This window comes from Flagellimonas sp. B-3, assembly GCF_056857835.1.
In genome coordinates, this window is record NZ_JBSXNW010000022.1 from 113249 (window position 1) to 135436 (window position 22188).

Sequence of the window (22188 nt, forward strand, 5' to 3'; positions counted from 1 at the left end):
CAACCCTTCGTGAATTTATCCCGTCTATTAAAATAGAAGCACTTTTATAAACCAAACTTTGAAGATCATCGCGTTACATAGCAACGAAAAACAATTGATCAAAAAATCAATCAAAGGAGACCAACAGGCTCAAAAGTTGCTGTACGATAAGTTTTCGCCCAAAATGTTGGGTGTTTGCAGGCAATACATCAAGGACCTTCATTTTGCTGAGGATGTGATGGTCAATGGATTTGTAAAGGTTTTTAATCACCTAAGTTCCTTTAAAAACAAAGGAAGCTTTGAGGGTTGGATCAGAACCATAATGGTAAGGGAAAGCATTTCTTATCTGCGCAAAAGACAATTTGTGGTTTATGATGATGATGCTGTGGAAGCGAACGGAGATGTTTCATCCGGAAACGATGATCTCTTGGATGTGGAATATGTGCAATACCTTATTGATGAATTGCCAGAAGGCTACAAGGCAGTGTTCTTGCTTTACGCCATAGAGGGCTACGGGCACAAGGAGATTGCGGAGCTATTGGAAATATCCGAAGGAACTTCAAAATCGCAATTGTTCAAGGCCAGAAAGATGCTTCAAGAGAATTTAAGTTTAAACGGAATGTCGCCCAAATCAAAATCGGCGAGTAAAAAGTAGCGGGTATGGATAAGTTGGAAAAACATATCAAGGAGAAGTTGGAGGAGCGAACCATTGCCCCATCAGCGAATGCTTGGGACAAAATCGCTTCGCAAGTTAAGGAGCCATCACCAAGAAAAAAGAATACTTGGTTCCCGTACGCCATTGCTGCAAGTGTTGTGGGCATTGTATTCGTATCAATCTTCTTTTTTGCCAAGGATAATCCTGAGGCGGAACAAATACAGGTAGTGGAAACCGATACCAAAACGGCCAAAGAAATCGAACCAGAGCATAAAGTTGTCAAAGAATTTGTACAGGAGGAACAAACTGAGGTTGTGGAGACAGGGCTTGAATCGGTTACACCAGAAAAAACGGAGGAATTCAGTCCAAAAGAGTCGATTTCCAAAGCAGCAGTTGCCGAACAGGAAGTAAAACAGCCATTGCAAGACGAGGTTACAATAAACTCAAATAAATTAATTGCGCAAAAGGTAGAGGAAGTAGTGGCACAAGTAGAGCTTATGGAAACCGCACAGCGAGATGTTTCCGATGCGGAAGTGGATTCACTTTTGCGAGCGGCCCAGCGACAGATTTTGACCGATAAGTTATTTTCCGAAAGTGGTTCTGTGGATGCCATGTCCCTGTTGGCCGAGGTGGAGGATGAACTGGACGAATCGTTCCGGGACCAAATCTTTGATGCGTTAAAATCAGGTTACCTAAAACTACGTACCGCGGTGGCAGACCGAAATCAATAAAGTTATTCATCAATCAAAACAAACCTTCTACAACTTCCTGCCCAAAGCGGGCGGGAAGGAGGGAGGTTTATAATCCAAAAACAATCATGAAAACAATTACATTTTATTCAGCCGTACTATTCTTGTTCTTAGTTTCTCATTTCGCTTTTGGGCAGGAGGACTATCAAAAGAAAATTGAGGCATTGAAAATTGAAAAGCAGCGTATCATAGAACAGGAGAAAGACGCCCTTAAGTTCGAGGTTAAGGATATCAATCAACGATTGGAGGATGGCGATATTTCTGAAAGCGAGGCCAAAACCTTAAAAGAGGAAGCTGCCAAACGGCGAGCTTTAAATATTGAGAACCGAGTTGCCATTATCGAGAACAAGATTGCTTGGTTGGAACGCAATGAGGGCGAAGTGCTCATGTTGACCGAGTTGGATACCCTAGAGGGAGACAGAGTGCGTATAGGACTGCTTATTGATGGTAAGCCTGCCGTTACCTTTAATTCCAAAAGATGGAAAAAAGAAATAAAATATGACAGACGCACCTACTCTGATTTTGTGATGGCCATTGGTTTGAACAATGCATTGATCGAGGGGCAATCGTTGAATGACTCGCCCTATAAAATTGGGGGAAGCCGTTTTTTTGAAATGGGTTGGCAATGGCGGACCAGAGTTTTTAAAAATTCCAATTGGTTACGTTTTAATTACGGATTTTCATTCCAGTTTAATGGTTTAAAACCAGATGGGAATCGAATCTTTGTACAAGAGGGTGACCAAACTGTTTTGGAAGAGTTTGAATACGATTTGGATAAATCTAAATTTAGAATGGACAACCTTGTATTTCCAGTACATTTTGAGGTAGGTCCATCCCGTTTCAAGAAATCGGAACGCACTATCCGCTACTCCATACGTGATCAGTTTAGGCTTGGTTTTGGTGGGTATGGCGGATTTAGCCTGGGTACCCGTCAAAAATTAAAATACAATAGAGACGGTGAAAATGTCAAGGACAAACTTAAAAGGGATTACAACAGCAGTGACCTAATTTATGGTGTGAGTGGATATATGGGATTTGATGGGGTACTACTTTATTTAAAATATGACCTGAATCCGATTTTTAAAGATGCGGATATAAAGCAGAACAATATATCATTAGGCCTTCGGTTCGATATTTAACCATTTTGAATCTTCAAGAAATGCGGTCAGGATTTTTCTGGCCGTTTTTTTATTTGGATAACGCCCGTTCCATTTCTGGGGTAAACTCCTCTTTGTAGTACACTTTTCTGCAATGCGAACATTCCGCGTATCTCACATTGTTGATGGTAAAGAGCGGAATCCAGAATAAATGTGCATAGTTGGGTTGGGCCACTACTGTTAAAGTTCCGGTTTGGTGACAATAAGGACAGCTAACGTTTGGAAGCACTTTGGTTTCCTTTTTGCCTGGTCTTGTTCCGAAAAAAAGTATCATTTAAAACTTGTGTTAATCGTATTCAAAGTTAGAACTTTCCAATAGGAATGAATAAAAATGATTTTCGTTTTTAAATATTTTCTACATTCGACCACATTTATAAAACATTGAACGCCTACCACGACTTGGAGGATTGGTTGTCCTGGATGGATGACATCTCCAGTAAGGATTATGTGATTATCGACCATTTTTTGAAGGACGAATTGTATGCCGAGATCAAATCTTTTTTTCTTGGTAAGCTCCCCAATTTCAAGGAAGCGGGTATAGGTGCCCATTCCGATAATCAAATTGATGCCAGAATACGTGGAGATTTTACGTACTGGTTGGACAGGGAAAGAGATGCCCAATTGCAAACGTATTGGAATCTATTGGATGAGACCATGCATATCTTTAACCGGTATTGCTATCTCAGTTTGTCGGGATATGAATTCCATTTGGCCCATTATCCATCGGGCGGCCATTACGATAAACATTTAGATCAGTTCGAGAACAGGAACAACCGTATGATTTCCATGATCATTTATTTAAATGATGATTGGAAACCTGGCGATGGTGGCGAATTGGAAATTTTTGAAAAAGATGGAACAAGTTTCTTGGTAGAGCCCTTGGCTGCCCGTTGTGTGCTATTTAAAAGTGCCGAAGTTCCGCATGCAGTCCTCCAAGCCCATAAAAACCGCTTCAGTTTAACGGGTTGGTTATTGTACCAGCCTAGATCCGTGGGAAAACTATTGGGCTGATCAATCCTTTTTGTACGGAATCTGTTTAATAAGTTCATCATTTTGCCCCGACGAAGCACTATAGGACATTACCATGGTCCCTTTTGTGCCGTCGTTGGCCTCAATGGTAAATACAGTGGATTGGTCCCCTGGATTCGTTATGCCTTCGAAGCGGTAAGAATCGATGATTTTCAAATCGTCAGGTTGGTATTCCTTTTTGGAATATAATGCTTTAATAAAATTTTCTTTTGCTTCAAAATCTTCTTTGTACCCTTCTTGGGTCAATGTGTTTACCGCCTCGGAAAGCGTGTCGAAACTATGTTTGTTCATGTGTGTAGATTATGTTTTAAACGTTTAATTGTTTTTGTCATATTGTATTTGCTGATATGGATGTGCTATCAATAGATACAATCTCAAAATTCTTCGTAGATGGAGAGTCTTCAACACTATTTGCAATAACCATTTGATGGTTTTCTGTTTGAAGGACATTTTCCATAAACCTCGATATTTTCGGGTCTGGTATTCTATGGTGACATAAATTATCATAATTTTTATGTCTTCAGGATGAATGTTATACTATCCTATTCATAATATATATGATAAACTACATAATTTTGGTCAATTATACCCGATTTTGAATCATAATTTACCTCCCACTACAGGCAATGTAAGTTCAGTACCATCCAAATCCACTGTGAGCTCTGTTCCCGGTTCGGGCCAAAGCGTGAACTCTTTATCACTTGAAAAAATCATCAACCCAATTTGTTGGCCTTTGGGAATGATTTGGTCATCCGGCATCAATTCAAATTCCATTTCGTAAAATGTATCGGGAACCAAAGGCTTGCTTTTCGTTAATGAACTATGGTTTTGAGGGTCGGCCCATCCCCGTGTAATAATGTTGTCCGTAATTTTGGTGTTGAAGCCATCGTTCCAAGGCAAGGATACCAACCAGACCGATAAATTGGCGGCGGGTTTGTTGCTGGCCAATTTAATCTTGATTTTAGGCACTCCGGAAATATGTACATCCTCCGTTAAAGGTGCGGTAACATACAGTAATCTATGCTTTGTGGTTTCCGCTTGCGCCAAACTGGAACCGGAAAAGGAGTAATTGTCAACCAAAGTTTCAGTTCCTTGCTTTTTGGGTTTACTGGTGGTTAGCTGTCCTTTTTCAGGGGCTCCTTTGGTCAAGAACAATTGTATGTCCTTGGCCTCTGGATTGGGATAATCCTTGTAAGGTGTCGGGTTATCTTTTTTATCATTTTCGCGAACGATCCATGCCTTGGGTTCCTTTTCCACACCATTTTCAATGCCATACAGGTAACGTGTGAACCATCGGTTCATCATGGAAATTGGAGGTGGCCCGCCGTGCCCGTTTTGGTGGTAATAAATCTGAACGGGCAATCCCATTTCTTTGGCTTTCTTATAGATTCGGTAGCTATGCTCTGGCATTACGTTCCAATCGTTGAATCCATGTGACATCAAAAGCGCTGCTTTCATGGGTTTCATGTCGTTCAAATAGTCACGTTCGGCCCAAAATTCGTTGTAATCTCCCGTAATGCGGTCCTGTCCATTTTTCATTTCGGTATCGCGTATCACTTTGTTGTTTCTTGCTCTTTTGGACTCATCACCGCTATGGATAAAATCGTATAGCACATCAATGTCCTCACCTAGATAACCACCGGGAGAACGTACCAATCCATTGGAGCGGTAATAATGATAATATGAAGTATTGGGCGCAATGGGGATAATGGCTTCCAGACCTTCAACCCCGGTTGTGGCCGCTGCTAGGGGGATGGTTCCGTTGTAAGAGGTTCCCGTCATGCCCACTTTTCCCGTGGACCAATAGGCCTTTACTTCTTTACCGCCATCCCGCTCGGTATAGCCTTTGGCTCGTCCATTGAGCCAATCTATCACTGCTTTGGGGGCCAAGGATTCGTTGTCGCCCCCCACGGTCGGCGCTCCATCGGAAAGCCCGGTGCCCGGAGAAGAGGAGTGGACAACAATATAGCCTCTTGGTACCCATGTCCTTACTTGGGAGTTCGAAATTATGGGACGCTCTCCTATACGTGTTACGCTCGGGTGCTTACGAGGCTCCCCAGATTCACCGAGTTCATGCTTCACATCCCAAAAAATTCCTTTATCCATACCAGCGGTTCCTGCATAGTACGGGCTGGATTCGTAAATAACAGGGAGTTTCAGGTTCTCGGAGTCCGTTTGTTCCGGGCGTGTCACATCCACATGCATACGATCTAGTTTACCGTCACCATCCGAATCAAAAGACGTTTCTACCCAAAGATCATGACGTATCCATGTACTTGGGTCGGAAAAAGCTTCTACTACTTGGGCCTCTCCGTTTTCAAAAATAGGGGATGCTTTTTTTGCTATTTGACCTTGGGCGACCAGCATAAAGGCCATTAAAAATACGCTCAGTATCCAAATTTTACGTGATACTCTTTTCATCATACAATCCTTGTTTTAAAAATATTCCCTGTTATTGTGGAATGTGCTTCTAAGATAATAAATCTTAAATAGGGATTTGAATTTCCGATTCACCTAAACTTTGTTTTTATTATCCAATTAAAGGTAAGGAGTGAGTGGCAAGAAATTGTACTTTATCAAAAACTATGGATTTTAAATCAGTAGTGGTTTATTATCTTTAACAGCTATTTTAATAGAACGCCTTGATTTCAAAAACTACCATAGACCAAGTATATGAAACCGCCCGTTTGGAGGAGGTGATCGGCGATTTTGTACAATTGAAGAAATCGGGTTCCAATTTTAAGGGGCTTAGCCCATTTACCGATGAGCGTACCCCCAGCTTTATGGTTTCGCCCGTTAAGCAAATCTGGAAGGATTTTAGTAGCGGAAAAGGGGGCAATGTGGTGGCTTTTTTAATGGAACATGAGCACTTTACCTATCCTGAGGCCATTAAATACTTGGCTAAAAAGTACAACATTGAGGTAGAAGAGACCGAACAGACAGATGAGCAAAAAGAGCAGGCCAATGAGCGGGAAAGCATGTATTTGGTCTCTGAATACGCCCAAAAGTATTTTACGGAAACACTATGGAACAGTGAACCTGGCAAAGCCATTGGTCTTACCTATTTTAAGGAACGTGGATTTACCAATGAGACCATAAAACGATTTGGACTGGGGTATTGTTTGGACGAGTGGGAGGCCTTTACCAAAGAGGCTTTGGGCAAAGGTTATAAATTGGAGTTTTTGGAGAAAACCGGTCTTACCATTGTTAAGGACAAAGGTGGAGGAGAAAACCGAACGTTCGATAGATTTAAGGGAAGGGTTATGTTTCCCATACATTCCATGAGTGGGCGTGTACTTGGATTTGGTGGACGAATATTGACGAACGACAAAAAGGCGGCCAAATATTTAAACTCCCCCGAAAGCGAGATTTACCATAAGAGCAAGGTGCTTTATGGTATCTATTATGCCAAGCAGGCCATTGCCAAGGAGGACAATTGTTTTTTGGTGGAAGGTTACACCGATGTTATTCAGATGTACCAGCGGGGAGTGGAAAATGTAGTGTCATCCAGTGGAACGGCATTGACTCCTGAGCAGATTCGTTTAATCAATAGGCTCACCAAAAATATTACGGTCTTGTTCGATGGGGATGCGGCCGGATTGCGTGCATCGCTCCGCGGTATCGACCTCATTTTGGAACAGGGCATGAATGTGAAGGTATGTACCTTTCCCGAAGGTGAAGACCCGGACAGTTTTGCCAAAAACAATACCTACGAGGATGTAGTGCTTTATCTTCAAGAGAATTCCAAAGACTTTATCCAGTTCAAGACTTCTTTGTTGGCTAAAGAGGCGGCCAATGACCCCATAAAAAGGGCTGATACGGTCAGGGATATCGTAAATAGCATCAGTAAGATTCCCGATCGTATCCGTCAAGAAATATATGTTCAGGAATGTGCAAAGATTATGCAGATTTCTGAAGATGTACTCTACAATACCTTGGCTCAGATTGATAAAAAACATCAGACGGAAGCCTCTAAAAAAGTAAAGAAAGAACAAAAGGCCTTCGAAGTTGTCAAGAACGATGCCGTGGTGGAAAAGGTAGATGTTCAGTATGAGTTGGAGCGCAAGATTATCGAAGTTCTTTTGTTATATGGGGACCAAAAACAAGAATTTGAGGATTTGGTGCTCAAAGAAAACGATGAAGGGGAATTGGTGCTCGAACCTGAGGTTGTGGAGGCGAAGGTGTATGAAAAGGTATATTTGGATCTTCAGGATGATGAAATTGAACTGACCAATGAGCAATTCAAAACCATTTATTATAAGTTGATTGAAAAACTTAACGAAGATGCTGATTTTTCGATAAGTACATTTTTATCCGATCTGGACCAAGAAACCGTCTCGCAAGTATCTTCAATTTTGATGGAAGAAGAGCAGTATGTGTTGCATGATTGGGAACGGAGGGATATATACCCGAAAGAGAAAAAAATAGGTGTGGCCCAATTGGTGGGCGAGACCATTCTTACCCTACGCTGCAATTTGATAAAAAACCGAATCGAAAAACTCAAGGAGAGAACCCAGGACAACCAGGGCGACAATACGGAGGTTTTAGAAGAGATAATGAATTATCTTCAACTCAACAAATTGCTCAACGCCAAATTAAACCGCGTACTTTCCTAAAAATATAAAACCCCCTTCAATTTAAATTGAAAGGGGTTTCCACAATAGTTGGTTTGGTTGGGTATTCCTAATATAGTTCCAAGGCTTTTGCCTGTTGTAGCAAGTCCACCAAATTATCCACGTTCAACTTCTTCATTAATCGGGCTTTGTATGTACTTACTGTTTTTTCGTTCAAGTTTAATCCTTCGGCAACTTCTTTGTTCCTTTTTCCACTGGCCAATAGTTTGAGTACCTCGACCTCTCTGGAAGAGAGTTTTCTGAAGAATCTTCTAGGTTTTTGGGTGCCTTCGTCAAAAGCAAGGCGTTGTGCAAGCTCGTTTGTAATAAACATGTTTCCTTCGCTGACCTTTTTAACTGCGGAAATAATGTATTCCAAATCAGCGGTTTTGGATAAGTAACCAAATGCACCTGCACGAATGGTGCTGAGCGCATAAACATCTTCTGACTGTCCACTGTACATTAAAGTTTTAATGTCCGGAAAGTCCACTTTCATTTTTCTAAGGGTAGCAATTCCATTGATTTCTGGAATGTCCATCTCTAAAATAACTACATCGGGGGTTATGGTTTTCAATGTATTAAAAAGCTCTTTGGTAGTTGAAACATCAGCAATAACTTCAATGTCTGAACTTGATTCAAGTACCTGTCTAATACCAAGCCTAACAATAGGATGGTTGTCAGCTATCAATACTTTTATCATTTTTTTAGGTTTAATTTAATAAATGGTTAGTGGCTAAATACTTACAATACATAGCGAGCAAGATAAGAATTTAATAATGTAAAATTGTACTTTTTTTCTTAAAACCATAGTTTTTTTGGGGTTTTTTCGTTTTTAACTGGGGTTTTATGGGTGAACAGTCATTTTAACTCACTGGGAATCTCACAAATAGGTATGGGAACCATCTTGTGTTTGTTGGCGGTATTGTACTTTTTATAGATAGTAAACACTTCTTTTTCCCTACCTGAAAAATCATTGGCAGTTTTACCTTGGTCATCCATTTGCATGGCCCATTCCAGTTCCGGGTAAGAAGCCCCGATTTGGTCTTCATCGGTTCGGCTATCGCCCCAAAGTCCATCGGTTGGTGCAGCTTCCATAATATCTTGGTTTACACCGAGCACCCTTCCAAGTTCGTAAACCTCTGTTTTGACCAAGTCGGCAATTGGGCTAAGGTCAACACCGCCATCACCATATTTAGTGTAGAAACCGACGCCGAAATCTTCCACTTTGTTTCCGGTACCGGCAACTAAATACCCTTCGAGGGCTGCAAAATAGTAGAGTGTAGTCATACGAAGTCTTGCACGGGTATTCGCTAGGGACATGAATCGGTCTTCCTCGTTGTCCACCTTGGGAAAGGCATCTACCAACGTATCGAATACAGGTGTCAGGTCAACGGGTTGACGGGAAACATTGGGGAAGTTTTCAATTAACCAATCTATATGCCTGTCAGCACGGGTAACTTGATTTTCGCCTTGGTGAATTGGCATTTCCAAACATAAAAGGTCCAATCCTGTTTTGGCACAGAGTGTTGAGGTTACTGCGGAATCAATTCCGCCAGAGACTCCAATTACAAAACCTTTGCATTTTGCGTTTTCGGCATACTCTTTTAGCCAATCAACAATATGGGTTATAACCTTTTCTGTTTGCATATCTTACTATTTAGATTCAATAAATTACCTTTGTGCCCTGTAAATTTAAACCCTGTACCCTTAAAAATGAAGTGGTTGTTAAAATACTTTACGATTCCAGTATTTAGAAGTTTTGTTTTGGTGGTGGTTTTACTTTTTTCATCATGTGGGGAAATGGACAAGACCGAGGAAGAAATTGACAAAGTTGCCATTGATTTACAGATTTCAAGGTTTGATCAAGAATTTGCCAAGGCAACTGCGAACGATATTCCCAAATTAAAGGCCAAATACCCTTATTTGTTCCCGGAGCAGTTCCCGGATAGCGTTTGGGTGGCCAAACTAACGGATACCCTTCAAGTCGAACTTTCAGAAGAGGTTGCCAAGGCTTTTGGCAATTTTGAACAGGAATCCAAGGATTTGGAATCGCTTTTTAAACATATCGAGTATTATTTTCCGGAAACCGAAACGCCCCATGTGGTAACACTTACTTCGGATGTTAGATACGATAGTCGGGTTATTTTGGCAGATTCCCTTTTGTTGATCGGTCTTGATAACTATTTGGGGGAGGATCATCATTTTTATGAGGGGATTCAAAGGTATATCGCAGCATCTTTGGACAAAAAGTTCTTAACCTCCGATGTGGCAAGTGCTTTCTCCAAAAAAGTACTGGCTTACCCAAGAAACCGGACCCTGCTTTCCCGTATGGTATATTATGGTAAAGAGCTTTATCTAAAAGATAAATTGATACCCTTGGCCACCGATGCCCAAAAAATTGGATATTCCGAAAAGGAAATGGAATGGGCAAAAGCCAATGAAGAACAAATGTGGAAGTATTTTGTGGAGCGCGAACTGCTGTATAGTACCGATACGGGATTGGATAGAAAATTCTTGGACCCGGCCCCCTTCACTAAATTTGGGTTGGAGCTGGACAATGAATCGCCCCCACGCTTGGGACGATATATGGGATGGCAAATTGTAAGGGCCTTTATGGAGAAAACAGACACAGACTTAAAGCAAATGTTGCATTTGCCAGCGGATGAAATTTTAAAAGAATCGAATTACAAACCAAAAAAATAAATGGCAGTAGAACATACTTCGGAGATAACCTTGACAGTTGGATTGGATGAGAACCGAGTGCCCGAGGAATTGAAATGGTCGGCACAAGATGGTGGGATTAATGAGGAAGAGGCCAAGGCCATGATGCTGTCCGTGTGGGATAGCAAAAATCAGGAATCCTTAAAAATCGACCTTTGGACCAAGGATATGCCAGTGGACGAAATGAAGGTATTTTTCCATCAAACCTTGGTGACTATGGCCGATACCTTTTTCAAGGCCACCCAAGATGAAAAAATGACGGCTACCATGAAGGATTTCTGTGATTATTTTGCAGAAAAGCTGGAATTGAAAAAATAGACCTAATCCAAAGGGTCGTTTGTACGGTCAAATTTTGCCTTATCTGCTCCCTTAAGGTTCAACACACTTTCAATTTTTTGTTTTGTGGGCCGTTGAAGGAACAAATAGCATATTAGAAATACACCTATAATTAGATAGGTGAGGTTTTGGGTGTTGGCAAAAACAACGATGCAAAAAAGAACGCCACCCTCCATTAGTCCATATTTTATAATGGAAGCGGTTTGGAATTTCGCCAATTTATCCTTTAATGTTGCGTTTTCGGGCAAAGACTTTAGGGTTTTCTTGAAGATAAGGTCTCCCAAAAAAATACTGGCTATTGCAACAACGGGTACTATGGCCAAAAATATGTCGTTGGAGTTGGAAAGATTTAACTTGGCGTCCTCAGTTTTAACATAAAAAAAGACGCCAAGTACCACAGGGGCTGCTGCAATTCCCAGATGTAAAATGGACATGGTTTTTAAGAAGCCTCCAGGGGTATAATTATTGATTGTATTCTTCATGGTAAGTAGGTGTTTAGCGATTCTAAAATACCAATATTCCCATAAAAAATTATTTTGATGGATGTTTTTTTACTGATTGCGGATATTCAACAATTTATGTTGGGTCAAAGTTTTTAACGACCAATTTGAGAAAGACTCATCGGAACTTCCATGAGCAATACCCTACTGTCGGTATTTGATTTAAAGTCAAAGGAATCTGTTTCCCAAAGACCAAATCCATCCCTTTTTTCAAGTTTTTGCCCATTGATCTCAACTTCGCCCTCCAATATAAAGGCATATACCCCGTTTCCTTCCTTATTTATTTGATAGGTGTCTGTAGCGCCTGCTTCAAATTTTCCCAAGTGGAACCAAGCATCCTGATGAACCCATACACCTTCATCATCTGGGTTGGGGGAAAGTACTTGGTAAAAGGCATTTTTCTTTTCAATATCCCTTATCGAAATCTGGTCGTACCGGGGTTCCACGTTTCTTTTGTTCGGAAAAACCCATATCTGTAAAAACTTAACCTCTTGGTCGGTGTTTTTGTTGTACTCACTATGCTGAATGCCAGTACCGGCACTCATCACCTGGACATCACCTTCCTTTATCGTGGTGGTGTTGCCCATGCTGTCCTTGTGTTCCAAATCGCCTTCCAAAGGAATGGAGATAATTTCCATATTATCGTGCGGATGTGTTCCAAAACCCCTGCCTGGCGCTACCTGATCATCATTAAGGACACGTAAAACGCCAAAATGCATACGCTCAGGGTCGTTGTAGCCTGCAAAACTAAAAGTATGATGAGAGTTCAGCCAGCCATGATCAGCATGGCCGCGAGTTGTTGCTTTGTGCAATACAGATTTCATAGTATCAATCTTTTATTTAAAAATAGCTGTTTTCAGATATAGGGTAAGTCGTAAAACACAGCATTATCTTACCGCTCTATGGATCCTGGGAATAAAACTTATAAACTATTTGTTGCTCTGGAAAAACTCTTGGTTGATGCCATCAATAAATTCCAAAAGCTCTTCCCTGCCCATACGGTTTGTGGACGAAGTGGTAAAATGTGGAGGAACTTCTTCCCAAGCACCTTCCAATAATTTTTGAAGGTAGGCATTGGCCTGCTTTTCAATAACGGCAGGTTTTAGTTTGTCCGCTTTGGTAAAAATAATGGCAAAAGGAATCTGGTTGGTGCCCAACCATTCCATAAATTCCAGATCCACAGGTTGAGGCTCGTGTCGGATATCCACCAAAACAAAACCACAGACAAGTTGCTTTCTTTTTTGAAAATACTCCGTGATATATTTCTGAAATGTTCTTTTGTCCTTTTTGGAAACCTTGGCGTAGCCGTAACCGGGCAAATCTACCAAAAACCAATTGTTGTTGATCTTAAAATGGTTGATGAGCTGTGTTTTCCCAGGTCGACCCGATGTTTTGGCCAATGCTTTGCGTTCCACCAACATATTGATTAAAGATGACTTCCCTACATTGGACCTGCCAATAAAGGCATATTCAGGTAAAGGTTCGTTGGGGCATTTGGCAACATTGGAGTTGCTTATTACAAATTCTGCTGAGGTAATTTTCATGTCTAGAAGTTACGCTTTTTCAGCCAAGCTTCCAGAATATGGTTAAAATCGTTGGGGTGCTCCATCATAGGGGCATGGCCGCATTTTTCTATCCAATACAAATCGGAATCGGGCAACAGTTCATGGAATTCCTTGGCCACGTTCGGTGGTGTCACCGTATCATTTTCTCCCCAAATAATACAGGTTGGCGTCTTCATGTGGGGCAAATCCTTGGACATGTTGTGGCGAATGGCACTTTTGGCAATGGCCAATGTCTTTACCAGTTTCATTCTGTCGTTTACCGTGGCAAAAACCTCGTCCACAATTTCTTTAGTGGCCACTTTTGGGTCGTAAAATACGTCCTCGGCCTTCTTTTTTATGAACTCGTAGTCGCCGCGTTTGGGGTATCCATCACCCATGGCACTCTCATAAAGTCCGGAACTACCTGTAATAACCAATGCTTTTACCATTTCCGGGAACATTTTGGTGTGCAATAGTCCTATATGTCCACCTAGGGAATTTCCCAGCAAAATCACATCCTTCAATCCTTTGTGCTCAATAAACCCTTCCAAAAATGTAGCAAAGTTCTTTACCGTGGTTTTTAGGAGCGGCATATCGTAAATGGGCAGCTCGGGAATAAGCACCTGATATCCTTTAGAGGGGAAATATTCGGATACACCCTGGAAGTTGCTCAAACCTCCCATCAAACCGTGCAATATAATCATGGGAGTCCCTTCTCCCTTTTCTATATATCGGTACTTGCCATCCTCGATTAAATGCTCTTCCATCTATAGTTAGTTGGTAGTAAGAGGCGCAAATATAGGAATTTCATATCACAAAGATTTTAGGTTTTAAACAGAACTGCGATAAGTTTTTTAATCCGGTCAATTCTATTCTCGAATGAGTTTGTCGATCTCAAGTTTGATTTAGGGTCGAATCAGGAGTTTTTCATCGAAAAGTGGATAATTTATTAACAAAAGTGGTGTTATGTGGAGAAATGTGGAAATAAAATCTATATATTTGAGTTGTATTAAGTAACCAATTGATTTCTAGTGACCCATATCATAGGACAACATGATTGTAAAGCTGATTCCAAGGGAAGGGTATTGCTGCCCATTTCTTTGAAAAATCAGTTGTTGCCTGTTTTAAAGGAAGGGTTTGTTATCAAGCGGTCGGTTTTTCAGCAATGTTTGGAGTTGTACCCTAAGCAAGAGTTCGATGTCCTCATGCAGAAAGTCATGAAGAAAAGCAAAATCAACCGAAAGTACGATGCTTTCGTGAGAAACTTTGTGGCCGGTATGAAGGAAGTGAGCATTGATGGGGATTCCGGAAGATTGCAGATTCCAAAAAACTTAGTGGAGTTCGCTGGAATTGAGAAAGAGGTGGTTTTGAATGCGGTTTTTGATAAAATCGAGATTTGGAACAAGGATATGTACGAGAAAGTCTTGGCAGAAGGCGAGAAGGATTATGCCGATCTGGCCGAGGAGATTTTTGACGACGATGAGTAGTGCGTACCACAATCCAGTGTTGTTGAAGGAGTCGGTGGATGGATTGGACATAAAGGAAAATGGGGTGTATGTGGATGTCACCTTTGGTGGTGGTGGACACTCCAAGGAAATTTTGAAAAGATTGGGTGATGGTGGAAAGTTGTTCGCGTTTGATCAAGATGAGGATGCCCTGCAAAATGTATTGGATGATGACAGGTTCCAATTGATCAGCCAAAACTTTCGCTACCTCAAACAGTATTTAAAGTTCTATGGCATTCGGAAAGTTGATGGAATCTTGGCGGATTTCGGGGTTTCTTCCCATCAGTTCGATGAGGCTGACCGCGGTTTCTCCATTCGGTTCAATGCAGATTTGGATATGCGAATGGACAGGAACAATCAATTGACGGCCTTTCGGGTGGTGAACACCTATTCCCAAGAAGATTTAGCGTCGGTACTTTTTCAGTATGGCGAGTTGCGAAATGCAAATGCCATGGCCAAGACCATTGTTTCGGCACGGTCTGATGAGCCCATCAAAACAACAGATGATTTGAAAAAGGTTTTGAGCAGGTTTTTGCCAAAAATGAAGGAGAACAAAATTTTGGCTCAAATCTATCAAGCTATTAGGATAGAGGTAAACCAAGAAATAGCCGTGCTCAAGGAGTTTTTGGAGCAAGTGCCGGAGATGTTGAACAAAGGGGGTAGGTTGAGCTTGATCAGTTACCATTCCTTGGAAGATAGATTGGCAAAGCGCTTTATCCGTGCAGGAAAGTTCGACGGCGAACCGGAGAAGGATTTTTATGGGAACATAAATGTTCCATTAAAAAAAGTTGGGAAGTTGATTACGCCATCAGCAGAAGAAATAGCCAATAACAATAGGGCAAGAAGTGCAAAGCTCCGCATTGCGGAAAAAATATAAAGGTGAGGTTGAAATGTCATCTTGAGCTGTCACCCTGAGCGCAGTCGAAGGGCCAGTCGAAAGATGGGATGTGGATAGATTCCCGTATACATGGGATGGCAAAAGGAACACAAAATGAGAAAAGGATTACTGGACATATTAAAAGGAAGGTTTTTGGTAAGCGGTGACGCTCCCAAAAACTGGATGTTTTTATTGTTTGCCTCTTTTTTGGCGGCTTTGATGATTTCCAGTAGCCATAATGCCGATAGAAAAGTATTGGAGATTGCTGAGTTGAACGAGGAAGTGCGAAAACTTAAAAGCGAGTTTTTTGAAGCCCGTTCCAGTGTGCAGCAACTAAAACTGGAATCAACCTTGCGGGAGGTGGTGGCCGAAAAAGGACTGGTGCCGTCGGAAAACCCTCCACAAAAAATTAAAGTTAAATCAGCGGAATAGTGGCCATTACCGAAAAAAATATCATGAACAGATTGTACCTCGTAGCGGGAGGTCTTTTTGTGTTGGCCATTGCCGTGGTGGTGAAGTTGGTGGATATTCAGATGGTAGAAGGTGAAAAATACAAGGAGTTGGCCTTGAGTCAAACCGAGAAGATGTTCACCATTGAGCCCAATCGCGGCAATCTTTATTCCGAAGATGGTAGTTTATTGGCCGCATCCGTACCTAAATATGAAATCCGGTTTGACGCCCAAACCGTTTCGCAAGAAAACTTTCAGAACAATGTGGCCGCCTTGTCCGATTCCTTGGGCGCACTCTTCAATAGGCCATCTTCTTACTACAGGCAGTTGTTCCGAAAGGCGAGGGCGAACGGCAATCGCTACAAGTTGGTGGCCCGAAATGTAGGGTATCTGGACTATGTGCGCATCAAACAGTTTCCGCTGTTCAACCTTGGACCGTACAAGGGCGGATTTATTGAGACCCATCGAGTGGTTCGTGAATACCCATTGGGTAAAATGGCTGCAAGAAGCATTGGTTACGAGCGCGTGGACGAAAACGGATACTATACCCGTGTAGGTTTGGACGGGGCATTTGGCGAATCCTATTTGCGCGGTAAGGAAGGAAAGCGATTAAAGCAAAAAATAGCCAAGGGACAATGGAAGCCTGTTGGATTGGATAATATTGTTGAGCCTCAAGATGGGCTGGACGTGGTCTCGACCATCGATATCAATATTCAAGATATAGCCCACCACGAATTGTTGAAGCAATTGGAAAAATACAAGGCCGATCATGGATGTGTGGTGGTGATGGAAACCAAAACCGGTGAAATCAAGGCCATTTCCAATCTGGGAAGGACGTCCGAGGGCAAATATTACGAGAAATTGAACTATGCCGTAGGTGAATCCCATGAGCCAGGTTCCACTTTTAAATTGATGTCCCTAGTGGCCGCTTTGGAAGATAAAGTGATCGATACCAGTACCGTAATCGATACGGAAAAAGGTAGGTATCGGATTTATGATGGAGTCGTAAAAGATTCAAAATGGGGTGGATACGGAAAGATTTCGGTTGCCGAGGCCTTTGCCGTTTCTTCCAACACGGCTTTTGCGAAAATCATCAACGAAAATTATAAGGAACAGCCCGAGAAATTCGTCAATCGCTTGATGAACATGGGACTTCATAAAAAATTGGATTTGCCGATTATAGGTGAGGGCGACCCGGTAATCCGTTACCCCGGTGACAAAGGTTGGTCTGGAATTTCGTTGGGATGGATGTCGCACGGGTACGAAGTGTCGTTGACCCCGATTCAGACCTTGGCTTTCTACAATGCCATTGCCAACAACGGCGAGTATGTAAAACCTCGATTGATTCAAGAAGTACGAGAAGGCAACAAGGTTTTGAAGCGATTTGACAAGGAAGTGTTGAACTCTTCCATCTGTTCCAAAGAAACCGTAAAAAGGGCGCAACAATTATTAAAGGATGTAGTGGAAAAGGATTATGGGACAGGTCATAAACTGTACTCCAAAAACTTTTCCATGGCGGGAAAAACGGGTACCACACAAAAGAACTATGTGGAAAAGAACCCGGATAAATTAGCCTATATCTCATCGTTTGCCGGGTACTTTCCAGCGGACAATCCAAAATATTCGTGCATCGTGGTAATTCATGAACCCGACAAGGAAGAAGGATATTATGGAGCCGATGTTTCCGGTCCGGTATTCAAATCCATGGCGCAGAAAATACATGCCATTTCACCTATGGTGGATGAAGTGGACATCAAAGTTATTGAGGATAAAGACTTGGAGCATCAGTACCAACAATACTATGCCCAGGTCCAAAAAAAATACAATACCGTGCCCAACGTAAAGGGCATGAGTGGTATGGATGCCGTTTCCCTGTTGGAAAACCTGGGAATTGAAGTGGAGGTGCACGGCAATGGAAAAGTAAAGAATCAGTCGGTAAACCAAGGGACCAATATAAAACAGGTCAAAAAAATAGTATTGCAACTTTCATGAGGTTATTGAAGGACATATTATATGGTGTAAGCCTTTCTGCGGTCAGCGGGGATACCAATGTAATGGTGAACAATGTTCATTTTGATTCCAGAAAGGTGGAAATGGATGATGTGTTCGTGGCCATTCGGGGTACGCTTACCGACGGCCACAAATTCATACAAAAAGCTGTGGATTTGGGTGCACGTGCCATTGTGTGCGAAGAGCTTCCTGAACTCATGGTCAATGGGGTCACCTATTTGCAGGTGGCCAATTGCAACAGTGCTCTGGCTGTTATTGCTTCCAATTTTTATGATAATCCATCCAAGAATTTAAAACTGGTCGGGGTTACGGGCACCAATGGAAAGACCACCGTGACCACGCTTTTGTACCATCTGTTCAAAAAAGCAGGTTTTAAGGTAGGCTTGATTTCTACCATAAAAGTAATGGTGGACGACAAGGAGTACAAGACCACCCATACGACCCCCGATGTGCTCACCATCAACGATTATTTGTCCAAGATGAATGCAGCGGGTGTGGAGTTCTGTTTTATGGAGGTGAGTTCCCATGGAATTCATCAAAAAAGGGCAGAAGGACTTTATTTTGAAGGAGCCATCTTTACCAATCTGTCCCACGACCATTTGGATTACCACAAAACGTTTGCGGACTACAGGGACACCAAGAAAAAATTGTTCGATGGCTTGCCAAAAACCGCATTTGCCTTGGTCAATATCGACGATAAAAACGGCTTGGTGATGCTACAGAACACCAAAGCCAAAAAATACACTTATGCCTTAAAATCCTTTGCCAACTACAGGGGGCGGATTTTGGAAAAGCAGTTCAACGGTCAATTATTAAAGGTGGACGATAACGAATTGTGGTCCAAACTCATTGGGGACTTTAATGCGTACAACTTACTTGCCATATATGCCACGGCCGACATTTTGGGGCTCGAAAAGATGGAGACCCTCAGGCTGATGAGCGAACTGGACAATGTGGATGGCAGGTTCCAATATTACATATCAAAAGATAAGATAACGGCTATTGTTGATTATGCCCATACGCCGGATGCACTAAAAAATGTATTGATTACAATCAATGCATTGAGGACTGGAAATGAAAACGTCATCACCGTAGTGGGGTGTGGTGGTGACCGTGACAAGTCTAAGCGTCCGGTTATGGGTCATATCGCTTCAGAAATGAGCAATCAGGTCATTTTTACATCCGATAACCCCAGAACGGAATCACCTGCTGTCATAATTGAAGAAATGGAAGCTGGAGTAGAACCCCAGAACACAAGAAAAGTGCTATCCATTGAAAATAGGAAGCAAGCCATAAAAACGGCATGTAAACTGGCATTGACCAACGATATAATCCTAGTGGCGGGAAAAGGCCACGAGACCTATCAGGAAACCAATGGTGTCCGGGTCGATTTTGATGATTTTAAAGAAGTAAAAGAAGCTTTGTCCAGTTTGGGCAAATAAATTGAAATAGAAAATTCAAAGAAAAAGTCTAACGTCTAGATTCTAATATCTAACGTCTAAAATATGTTATACTACTTGTTCGAATTTTTAGAGAAACAATACCAACTGCCGGGCGCGGGACTTTTTCAGTTCCTTACGTTCAGGGCTGCCTTGTCCGTATTGTTATCGCTATTGATCGCCATGGTCTACGGAAAACGAATCATTTTGTTCCTTCAGAAAAAACAGATTGGGGAAAGCATCCGCGACCTTGGTTTGGAGGGTCAAAAGCAAAAAGCGGGAACACCTACCATGGGAGGGCTTATCATCATCATGTCCACCTTATTACCGGTGATTTTGTTCGCTGATGTCAAAAATATTTATGTCATCCTGTTGATTGTAACCACAATTTGGATGGGCATTATCGGATTTGTAGACGACTACATCAAAACCTTTAAAAAAGATAAGCAAGGTTTAAAGGGAAGGTTTAAAGTTATGGGGCAAGTTGGATTGGGTTTGATCGTTGGATTGACACTCTATTTTCACCCAGCGGTCACCATTAAGGAAAAAGATTCGACCACCATAACGGAAAATTTTAAAGTAGAAAGGGTATTTGGCGATGAGACCAAAGCGGTACGTACCAATGTTCCCTTTTTTAAGAACAACGAACTGGACTACGCGGATTTTATCTCATGGATTGGTGACGGAGCCGAAGATTATGCATGGCTCATCTTTATCCCTGTGGTGATTTTGATCGTGACTGCGGTTTCCAATGGAGCCAACCTTACGGATGGCATTGATGGTCTTGCAGCGGGGTCGTCGGCCATAATTGTTCTGACGCTCGGAATTTTTGCCTGGGTGTCGGGCAATATACAATTCTCGGACTATTTGGACATTTTCTATTTGCCGCGTGTTGGCGAGCTGGTTGTTTTTATAGCTGCCTTTGCGGGTGCCCTGGTCGGTTTTTTATGGTACAACACCTATCCGGCCCAAGTGTTTATGGGAGATACAGGAAGTTTGACCATTGGTGGTGTTATTGCAGTTATTGCCATTATCGTTAGGAAAGAATTGTTGATTCCCATTCTATGCGGAATCTTCTTTGCGGAATCGCTGTCCGTAATGTTGCAGGTGGGCTATTTTAAGCATACAAAGAAGAAATATGGCGAAGGAAAGCGGATATTTTTAATGGCGCCCCTACATCATCACTATCAGAAAAAATTGTATCACGAGAGCAAAATAGTGACTCGTTTTTGGATTATTGGAATTATGCTGGCAATCATCAGTATAGTCACTCTAAAGATTCGATAGATGGGGCGATTGGTGATACTCGGAGGAGGAGAAAGTGGTGTTGGAACCGCCATTTTGGGGCAACAAAAAGGATTTGAAGTCTTTGTTTCGGACAAGGGCGACATAAAAGAGAAATACAAAAAAGTTCTTGAACATTTTGAGATTGAATGGGAGTCCGGCGAGCATACCGAAGCTAAAATCCTGAATGCTGACCTGGTGATGAAGAGCCCTGGGATTCCGGATACGGTTCCATTGGTAAAAAGACTTGTGGAAAAAGGTGTTCCGGTAATCTCGGAAATAGAGTTTGCATCAAAGCATACAGATGCCACTCTAATTGGAATTACGGGAAGCAACGGGAAGACCACAACCACCATGTTAACGCACCATTTGTTGAAAGATGATGGGGTGAACGTGGGCATGGCTGGAAACATTGGTGATAGCTATGCTAAAATGGTGGCTGAGCAAGATTTTGATCATTATGTGTTGGAGATCAGCAGCTTTCAGTTAGATGGTATTGTGGATTTTAAGCCACATATCGCTGTAATTACCAATATAACGCCAGATCATTTGGATAGATATGATGACAAGTTTGAGAATTATATCGCATCCAAATTCAGAATAGCCATGAATCAAAACAAGAACGATTACCTGATTTATGATGCCGATGATGAAGTAATCGGGGATTGGTTAAAAAAACATCCTGTTCAATCCAAATTGATTCCTTTTTCTGTAAAAAGAAAACTGGAAGAAGGGGCTTGGTTGGAAGACAAAACGATAAAAATAAAATTAGAACATAAAACCTTGGAAATGAGTGAAGATATTTTGGCCTTAAAAGGGCAGCACAACGTAAAGAACACAATGGCAGCAAGTATGGCAGCCATGCTGGTTAAGGTCAGAAAGGAGACGATTCGCCAGAGTATCCAATCTTTTCAGGGCGTGCCCCACAGATTGGAAAATGTATTGAAGATCAACCATGTGGAATACATTAACGATTCCAAAGCAACCAATGTCAATGCTACTTATTATGCGTTGGATGGTATTAAAAAGCCGATTGTTTGGATTGTTGGGGGTGTCGATAAAGGAAACGATTATTCCGAGTTGATGCCGTTGGTTCGGGAAAAGGTAAAGGCCATTATTTGCTTGGGTGTGGATAATTCCAAGTTGATAGATGCCTTTGGAAACGTAATCGACCTTATGGTAGAGACCTATTCCATGGAAGAAGCCGTTAAGGTGGCTTATAAAGTTGCGGAGCGCGGAGATGCTGTTTTGTTGTCACCTGCCTGTGCAAGCTTCGACCTTTTCAAAAATTATGAGGATAGGGGAGATCAATTTAAAAACGCGATAAAAAATTTGTAAAAC

At 41.9% G+C, this 22188-nt stretch carries 23 protein-coding genes; 14 read left to right on the plus strand and 9 right to left on the minus strand.

The features are described 5' to 3' along the window. The first annotated feature begins 58 nt into the window (after window positions 1–58). The 3 genes from AC13CS_RS10450 (at window position 59) to AC13CS_RS10460 (ending at window position 2522) form a co-directional block, all read left to right on the plus strand. The gene (locus tag AC13CS_RS10450; RefSeq protein WP_293167762.1) at window positions 59–634 is read left to right on the plus strand and encodes an RNA polymerase sigma factor; all 576 of its coding nucleotides are present in this window, start codon (window positions 59–61) and stop codon (window positions 632–634) included. Between the two features lie 5 nt (window positions 635–639). Next, on the plus strand, window positions 640–1365 hold the full coding sequence (locus tag AC13CS_RS10455) for a hypothetical protein (protein WP_293167760.1): 726 nt from the start codon (window positions 640–642) through the stop codon (window positions 1363–1365). 86 nt (window positions 1366–1451) lie between these two features. Next, on the plus strand, window positions 1452–2522 hold the full coding sequence (locus tag AC13CS_RS10460; RefSeq protein WP_293167758.1) for a hypothetical protein: 1071 nt from the start codon (window positions 1452–1454) through the stop codon (window positions 2520–2522). Window positions 2523–2571: 49 nt separating this feature from the next. Here the strand turns inward: AC13CS_RS10460 and AC13CS_RS10465 are convergent, their stop codons facing one another. Continuing rightward, window positions 2572–2814 carry a zinc-ribbon domain-containing protein gene (locus tag AC13CS_RS10465; RefSeq protein WP_293167756.1) on the minus strand — a complete coding sequence of 81 codons (243 nt, stop codon included), beginning with the start codon at window positions 2812–2814 and terminating at the stop codon, window positions 2572–2574. A gap of 107 nt (window positions 2815–2921) precedes the next feature. On the opposite strand from AC13CS_RS10465, the gene AC13CS_RS10470 reads away from it, so the two are divergent. Further along, the gene (locus AC13CS_RS10470; protein ID WP_293167754.1) at window positions 2922–3551 is read left to right on the plus strand and encodes a 2OG-Fe(II) oxygenase; all 630 of its coding nucleotides are present in this window, start codon (window positions 2922–2924) and stop codon (window positions 3549–3551) included. Here AC13CS_RS10470 and AC13CS_RS10475 read toward each other — a convergent pair whose 3' ends face one another. After that, a complete protein-coding gene (locus tag AC13CS_RS10475; protein WP_293167752.1) occupies window positions 3552–3860 on the minus strand; it encodes a phosphoribosylpyrophosphate synthetase in 309 nt (102 codons plus the stop codon). 309 nt (window positions 3861–4169) lie between these two features. Further along, window positions 4170–5993, minus strand: coding sequence for a Xaa-Pro dipeptidyl-peptidase (locus AC13CS_RS10480; protein WP_293167750.1), 1824 nt, complete (start codon window positions 5991–5993; stop codon window positions 4170–4172). Window positions 5994–6211: 218 nt separating this feature from the next. On the opposite strand from AC13CS_RS10480, the gene dnaG reads away from it, so the two are divergent. After that, window positions 6212–8185: a DNA primase gene (dnaG, locus tag AC13CS_RS10485; protein WP_293167748.1), complete on the plus strand. Its 1974-nt coding sequence runs from the start codon at window positions 6212–6214 to the stop codon at window positions 8183–8185. Between the two features lie 67 nt (window positions 8186–8252). Here dnaG and AC13CS_RS10490 read toward each other — a convergent pair whose 3' ends face one another. Then, window positions 8253–8882: a response regulator transcription factor gene (locus tag AC13CS_RS10490; protein WP_293167746.1), complete on the minus strand. Its 630-nt coding sequence runs from the start codon at window positions 8880–8882 to the stop codon at window positions 8253–8255. A 158-nt stretch (window positions 8883–9040) separates the two neighbouring features. After that, complete coding sequence (nadE, locus tag AC13CS_RS10495) at window positions 9041–9829, minus strand: NAD(+) synthase (RefSeq protein WP_293167744.1); 789 nt, start codon at window positions 9827–9829, stop codon at window positions 9041–9043. 66 nt (window positions 9830–9895) lie between these two features. Here nadE and gldB point away from each other — a divergent pair, with 66 nt between their 5' ends. After that, window positions 9896–10885, plus strand: coding sequence for a gliding motility lipoprotein GldB (gldB, locus tag AC13CS_RS10500; protein ID WP_293167742.1), 990 nt, complete (start codon window positions 9896–9898; stop codon window positions 10883–10885). Beyond that, on the plus strand, window positions 10886–11221 hold the full coding sequence (gene gldC / locus AC13CS_RS10505; RefSeq protein WP_014033322.1) for a gliding motility protein GldC: 336 nt from the start codon (window positions 10886–10888) through the stop codon (window positions 11219–11221). A 2-nt stretch (window positions 11222–11223) separates the two neighbouring features. On the opposite strand, the gene AC13CS_RS10510 is transcribed toward gldC, so the two are convergent. The 4 genes from AC13CS_RS10510 to AC13CS_RS10525 form a co-directional block, all read right to left on the minus strand. Further along, window positions 11224–11721, minus strand: coding sequence for a hypothetical protein (locus tag AC13CS_RS10510; RefSeq protein ID WP_293167736.1), 498 nt, complete (start codon window positions 11719–11721; stop codon window positions 11224–11226). Between the two features lie 113 nt (window positions 11722–11834). After that, window positions 11835–12563, minus strand: coding sequence for a pirin family protein (locus tag AC13CS_RS10515; protein WP_293167734.1), 729 nt, complete (start codon window positions 12561–12563; stop codon window positions 11835–11837). A 105-nt stretch (window positions 12564–12668) separates the two neighbouring features. Beyond that, window positions 12669–13283 (minus strand): ribosome biogenesis GTP-binding protein YihA/YsxC, encoded by a 615-nt coding sequence (gene yihA / locus AC13CS_RS10520; protein WP_293167732.1) that lies wholly within the window; start codon window positions 13281–13283, stop codon window positions 12669–12671. A 2-nt stretch (window positions 13284–13285) separates the two neighbouring features. After that, window positions 13286–14050, minus strand: a complete 765-nt coding sequence (locus AC13CS_RS10525; RefSeq protein WP_293167730.1) for an alpha/beta fold hydrolase — start codon at window positions 14048–14050, stop codon at window positions 13286–13288. Window positions 14051–14314: 264 nt separating this feature from the next. Between AC13CS_RS10525 and mraZ the strand changes: the two genes are divergently transcribed. From mraZ to murD, 7 genes are all read left to right on the plus strand, one after another. Next, on the plus strand, window positions 14315–14770 hold the full coding sequence (gene mraZ / locus AC13CS_RS10530) for a division/cell wall cluster transcriptional repressor MraZ (RefSeq protein ID WP_014033327.1): 456 nt from the start codon (window positions 14315–14317) through the stop codon (window positions 14768–14770). Continuing rightward, entirely contained in the window at window positions 14763–15665 is a 903-nt protein-coding gene (gene rsmH, locus AC13CS_RS10535) for a 16S rRNA (cytosine(1402)-N(4))-methyltransferase RsmH (protein ID WP_293167727.1), read from the plus strand. Before mraZ ends, rsmH begins: the two co-directional genes overlap by 8 nt. A gap of 114 nt (window positions 15666–15779) precedes the next feature. Further along, window positions 15780–16097 (plus strand): FtsL-like putative cell division protein, encoded by a 318-nt coding sequence (locus AC13CS_RS10540; protein ID WP_163625201.1) that lies wholly within the window; start codon window positions 15780–15782, stop codon window positions 16095–16097. Then, entirely contained in the window at window positions 16097–18106 is a 2010-nt protein-coding gene (locus AC13CS_RS10545) for a penicillin-binding protein (RefSeq protein ID WP_293167724.1), read from the plus strand. Before AC13CS_RS10540 ends, AC13CS_RS10545 begins: the two co-directional genes overlap by 1 nt. Next, window positions 18103–19566: a UDP-N-acetylmuramoyl-L-alanyl-D-glutamate--2,6-diaminopimelate ligase gene (locus AC13CS_RS10550; protein ID WP_293167721.1), complete on the plus strand. Its 1464-nt coding sequence runs from the start codon at window positions 18103–18105 to the stop codon at window positions 19564–19566. Before AC13CS_RS10545 ends, AC13CS_RS10550 begins: the two co-directional genes overlap by 4 nt. A gap of 63 nt (window positions 19567–19629) precedes the next feature. Next, window positions 19630–20850, plus strand: coding sequence for a phospho-N-acetylmuramoyl-pentapeptide-transferase (gene mraY / locus AC13CS_RS10555; RefSeq protein ID WP_293167719.1), 1221 nt, complete (start codon window positions 19630–19632; stop codon window positions 20848–20850). Next, window positions 20851–22185 carry a UDP-N-acetylmuramoyl-L-alanine--D-glutamate ligase gene (gene murD / locus AC13CS_RS10560; RefSeq protein ID WP_293167717.1) on the plus strand — a complete coding sequence of 445 codons (1335 nt, stop codon included), beginning with the start codon at window positions 20851–20853 and terminating at the stop codon, window positions 22183–22185. Window positions 22186–22188: the final 3 nt, after the last annotated feature.

Bases quoted from the DNA above. Each gene is read 5' to 3' on its own strand.
- gldC (WP_014033322.1), top strand. From the start codon at position 10,886: ATGGCAGTAGAACATACTTCGGAGATAACCTTGACAGTTGGATTGGAT.
- AC13CS_RS10550 (WP_293167721.1), top strand. From the start codon at position 18,103: ATGAGGTTATTGAAGGACATATTATATGGTGTAAGCCTTTCTGCGGTC.
- AC13CS_RS10455 (WP_293167760.1), top strand. From the start codon at position 640: ATGGATAAGTTGGAAAAACATATCAAGGAGAAGTTGGAGGAGCGAACC.
- murD (WP_293167717.1), top strand. From the start codon at position 20,851: ATGGGGCGATTGGTGATACTCGGAGGAGGAGAAAGTGGTGTTGGAACC.
- AC13CS_RS10515 (WP_293167734.1), bottom strand. From the start codon at position 12,563: ATGAAATCTGTATTGCACAAAGCAACAACTCGCGGCCATGCTGATCAT.
- AC13CS_RS10475 (WP_293167752.1), bottom strand. From the start codon at position 3,860: ATGAACAAACATAGTTTCGACACGCTTTCCGAGGCGGTAAACACATTG.
- mraY (WP_293167719.1), top strand. From the start codon at position 19,630: ATGTTATACTACTTGTTCGAATTTTTAGAGAAACAATACCAACTGCCG.
- rsmH (WP_293167727.1), top strand. From the start codon at position 14,763: ATGAGTAGTGCGTACCACAATCCAGTGTTGTTGAAGGAGTCGGTGGAT.
- AC13CS_RS10490 (WP_293167746.1), bottom strand. From the start codon at position 8,882: ATGATAAAAGTATTGATAGCTGACAACCATCCTATTGTTAGGCTTGGT.
- AC13CS_RS10460 (WP_293167758.1), top strand. From the start codon at position 1,452: ATGAAAACAATTACATTTTATTCAGCCGTACTATTCTTGTTCTTAGTT.
- AC13CS_RS10480 (WP_293167750.1), bottom strand. From the start codon at position 5,993: ATGATGAAAAGAGTATCACGTAAAATTTGGATACTGAGCGTATTTTTA.
- nadE (WP_293167744.1), bottom strand. From the start codon at position 9,829: ATGCAAACAGAAAAGGTTATAACCCATATTGTTGATTGGCTAAAAGAG.
- AC13CS_RS10540 (WP_163625201.1), top strand. From the start codon at position 15,780: ATGAGAAAAGGATTACTGGACATATTAAAAGGAAGGTTTTTGGTAAGC.
- AC13CS_RS10465 (WP_293167756.1), bottom strand. From the start codon at position 2,814: ATGATACTTTTTTTCGGAACAAGACCAGGCAAAAAGGAAACCAAAGTG.
- gldB (WP_293167742.1), top strand. From the start codon at position 9,896: ATGAAGTGGTTGTTAAAATACTTTACGATTCCAGTATTTAGAAGTTTT.
- AC13CS_RS10525 (WP_293167730.1), bottom strand. From the start codon at position 14,050: ATGGAAGAGCATTTAATCGAGGATGGCAAGTACCGATATATAGAAAAG.
- AC13CS_RS10510 (WP_293167736.1), bottom strand. From the start codon at position 11,721: ATGAAGAATACAATCAATAATTATACCCCTGGAGGCTTCTTAAAAACC.
- yihA (WP_293167732.1), bottom strand. From the start codon at position 13,283: ATGAAAATTACCTCAGCAGAATTTGTAATAAGCAACTCCAATGTTGCC.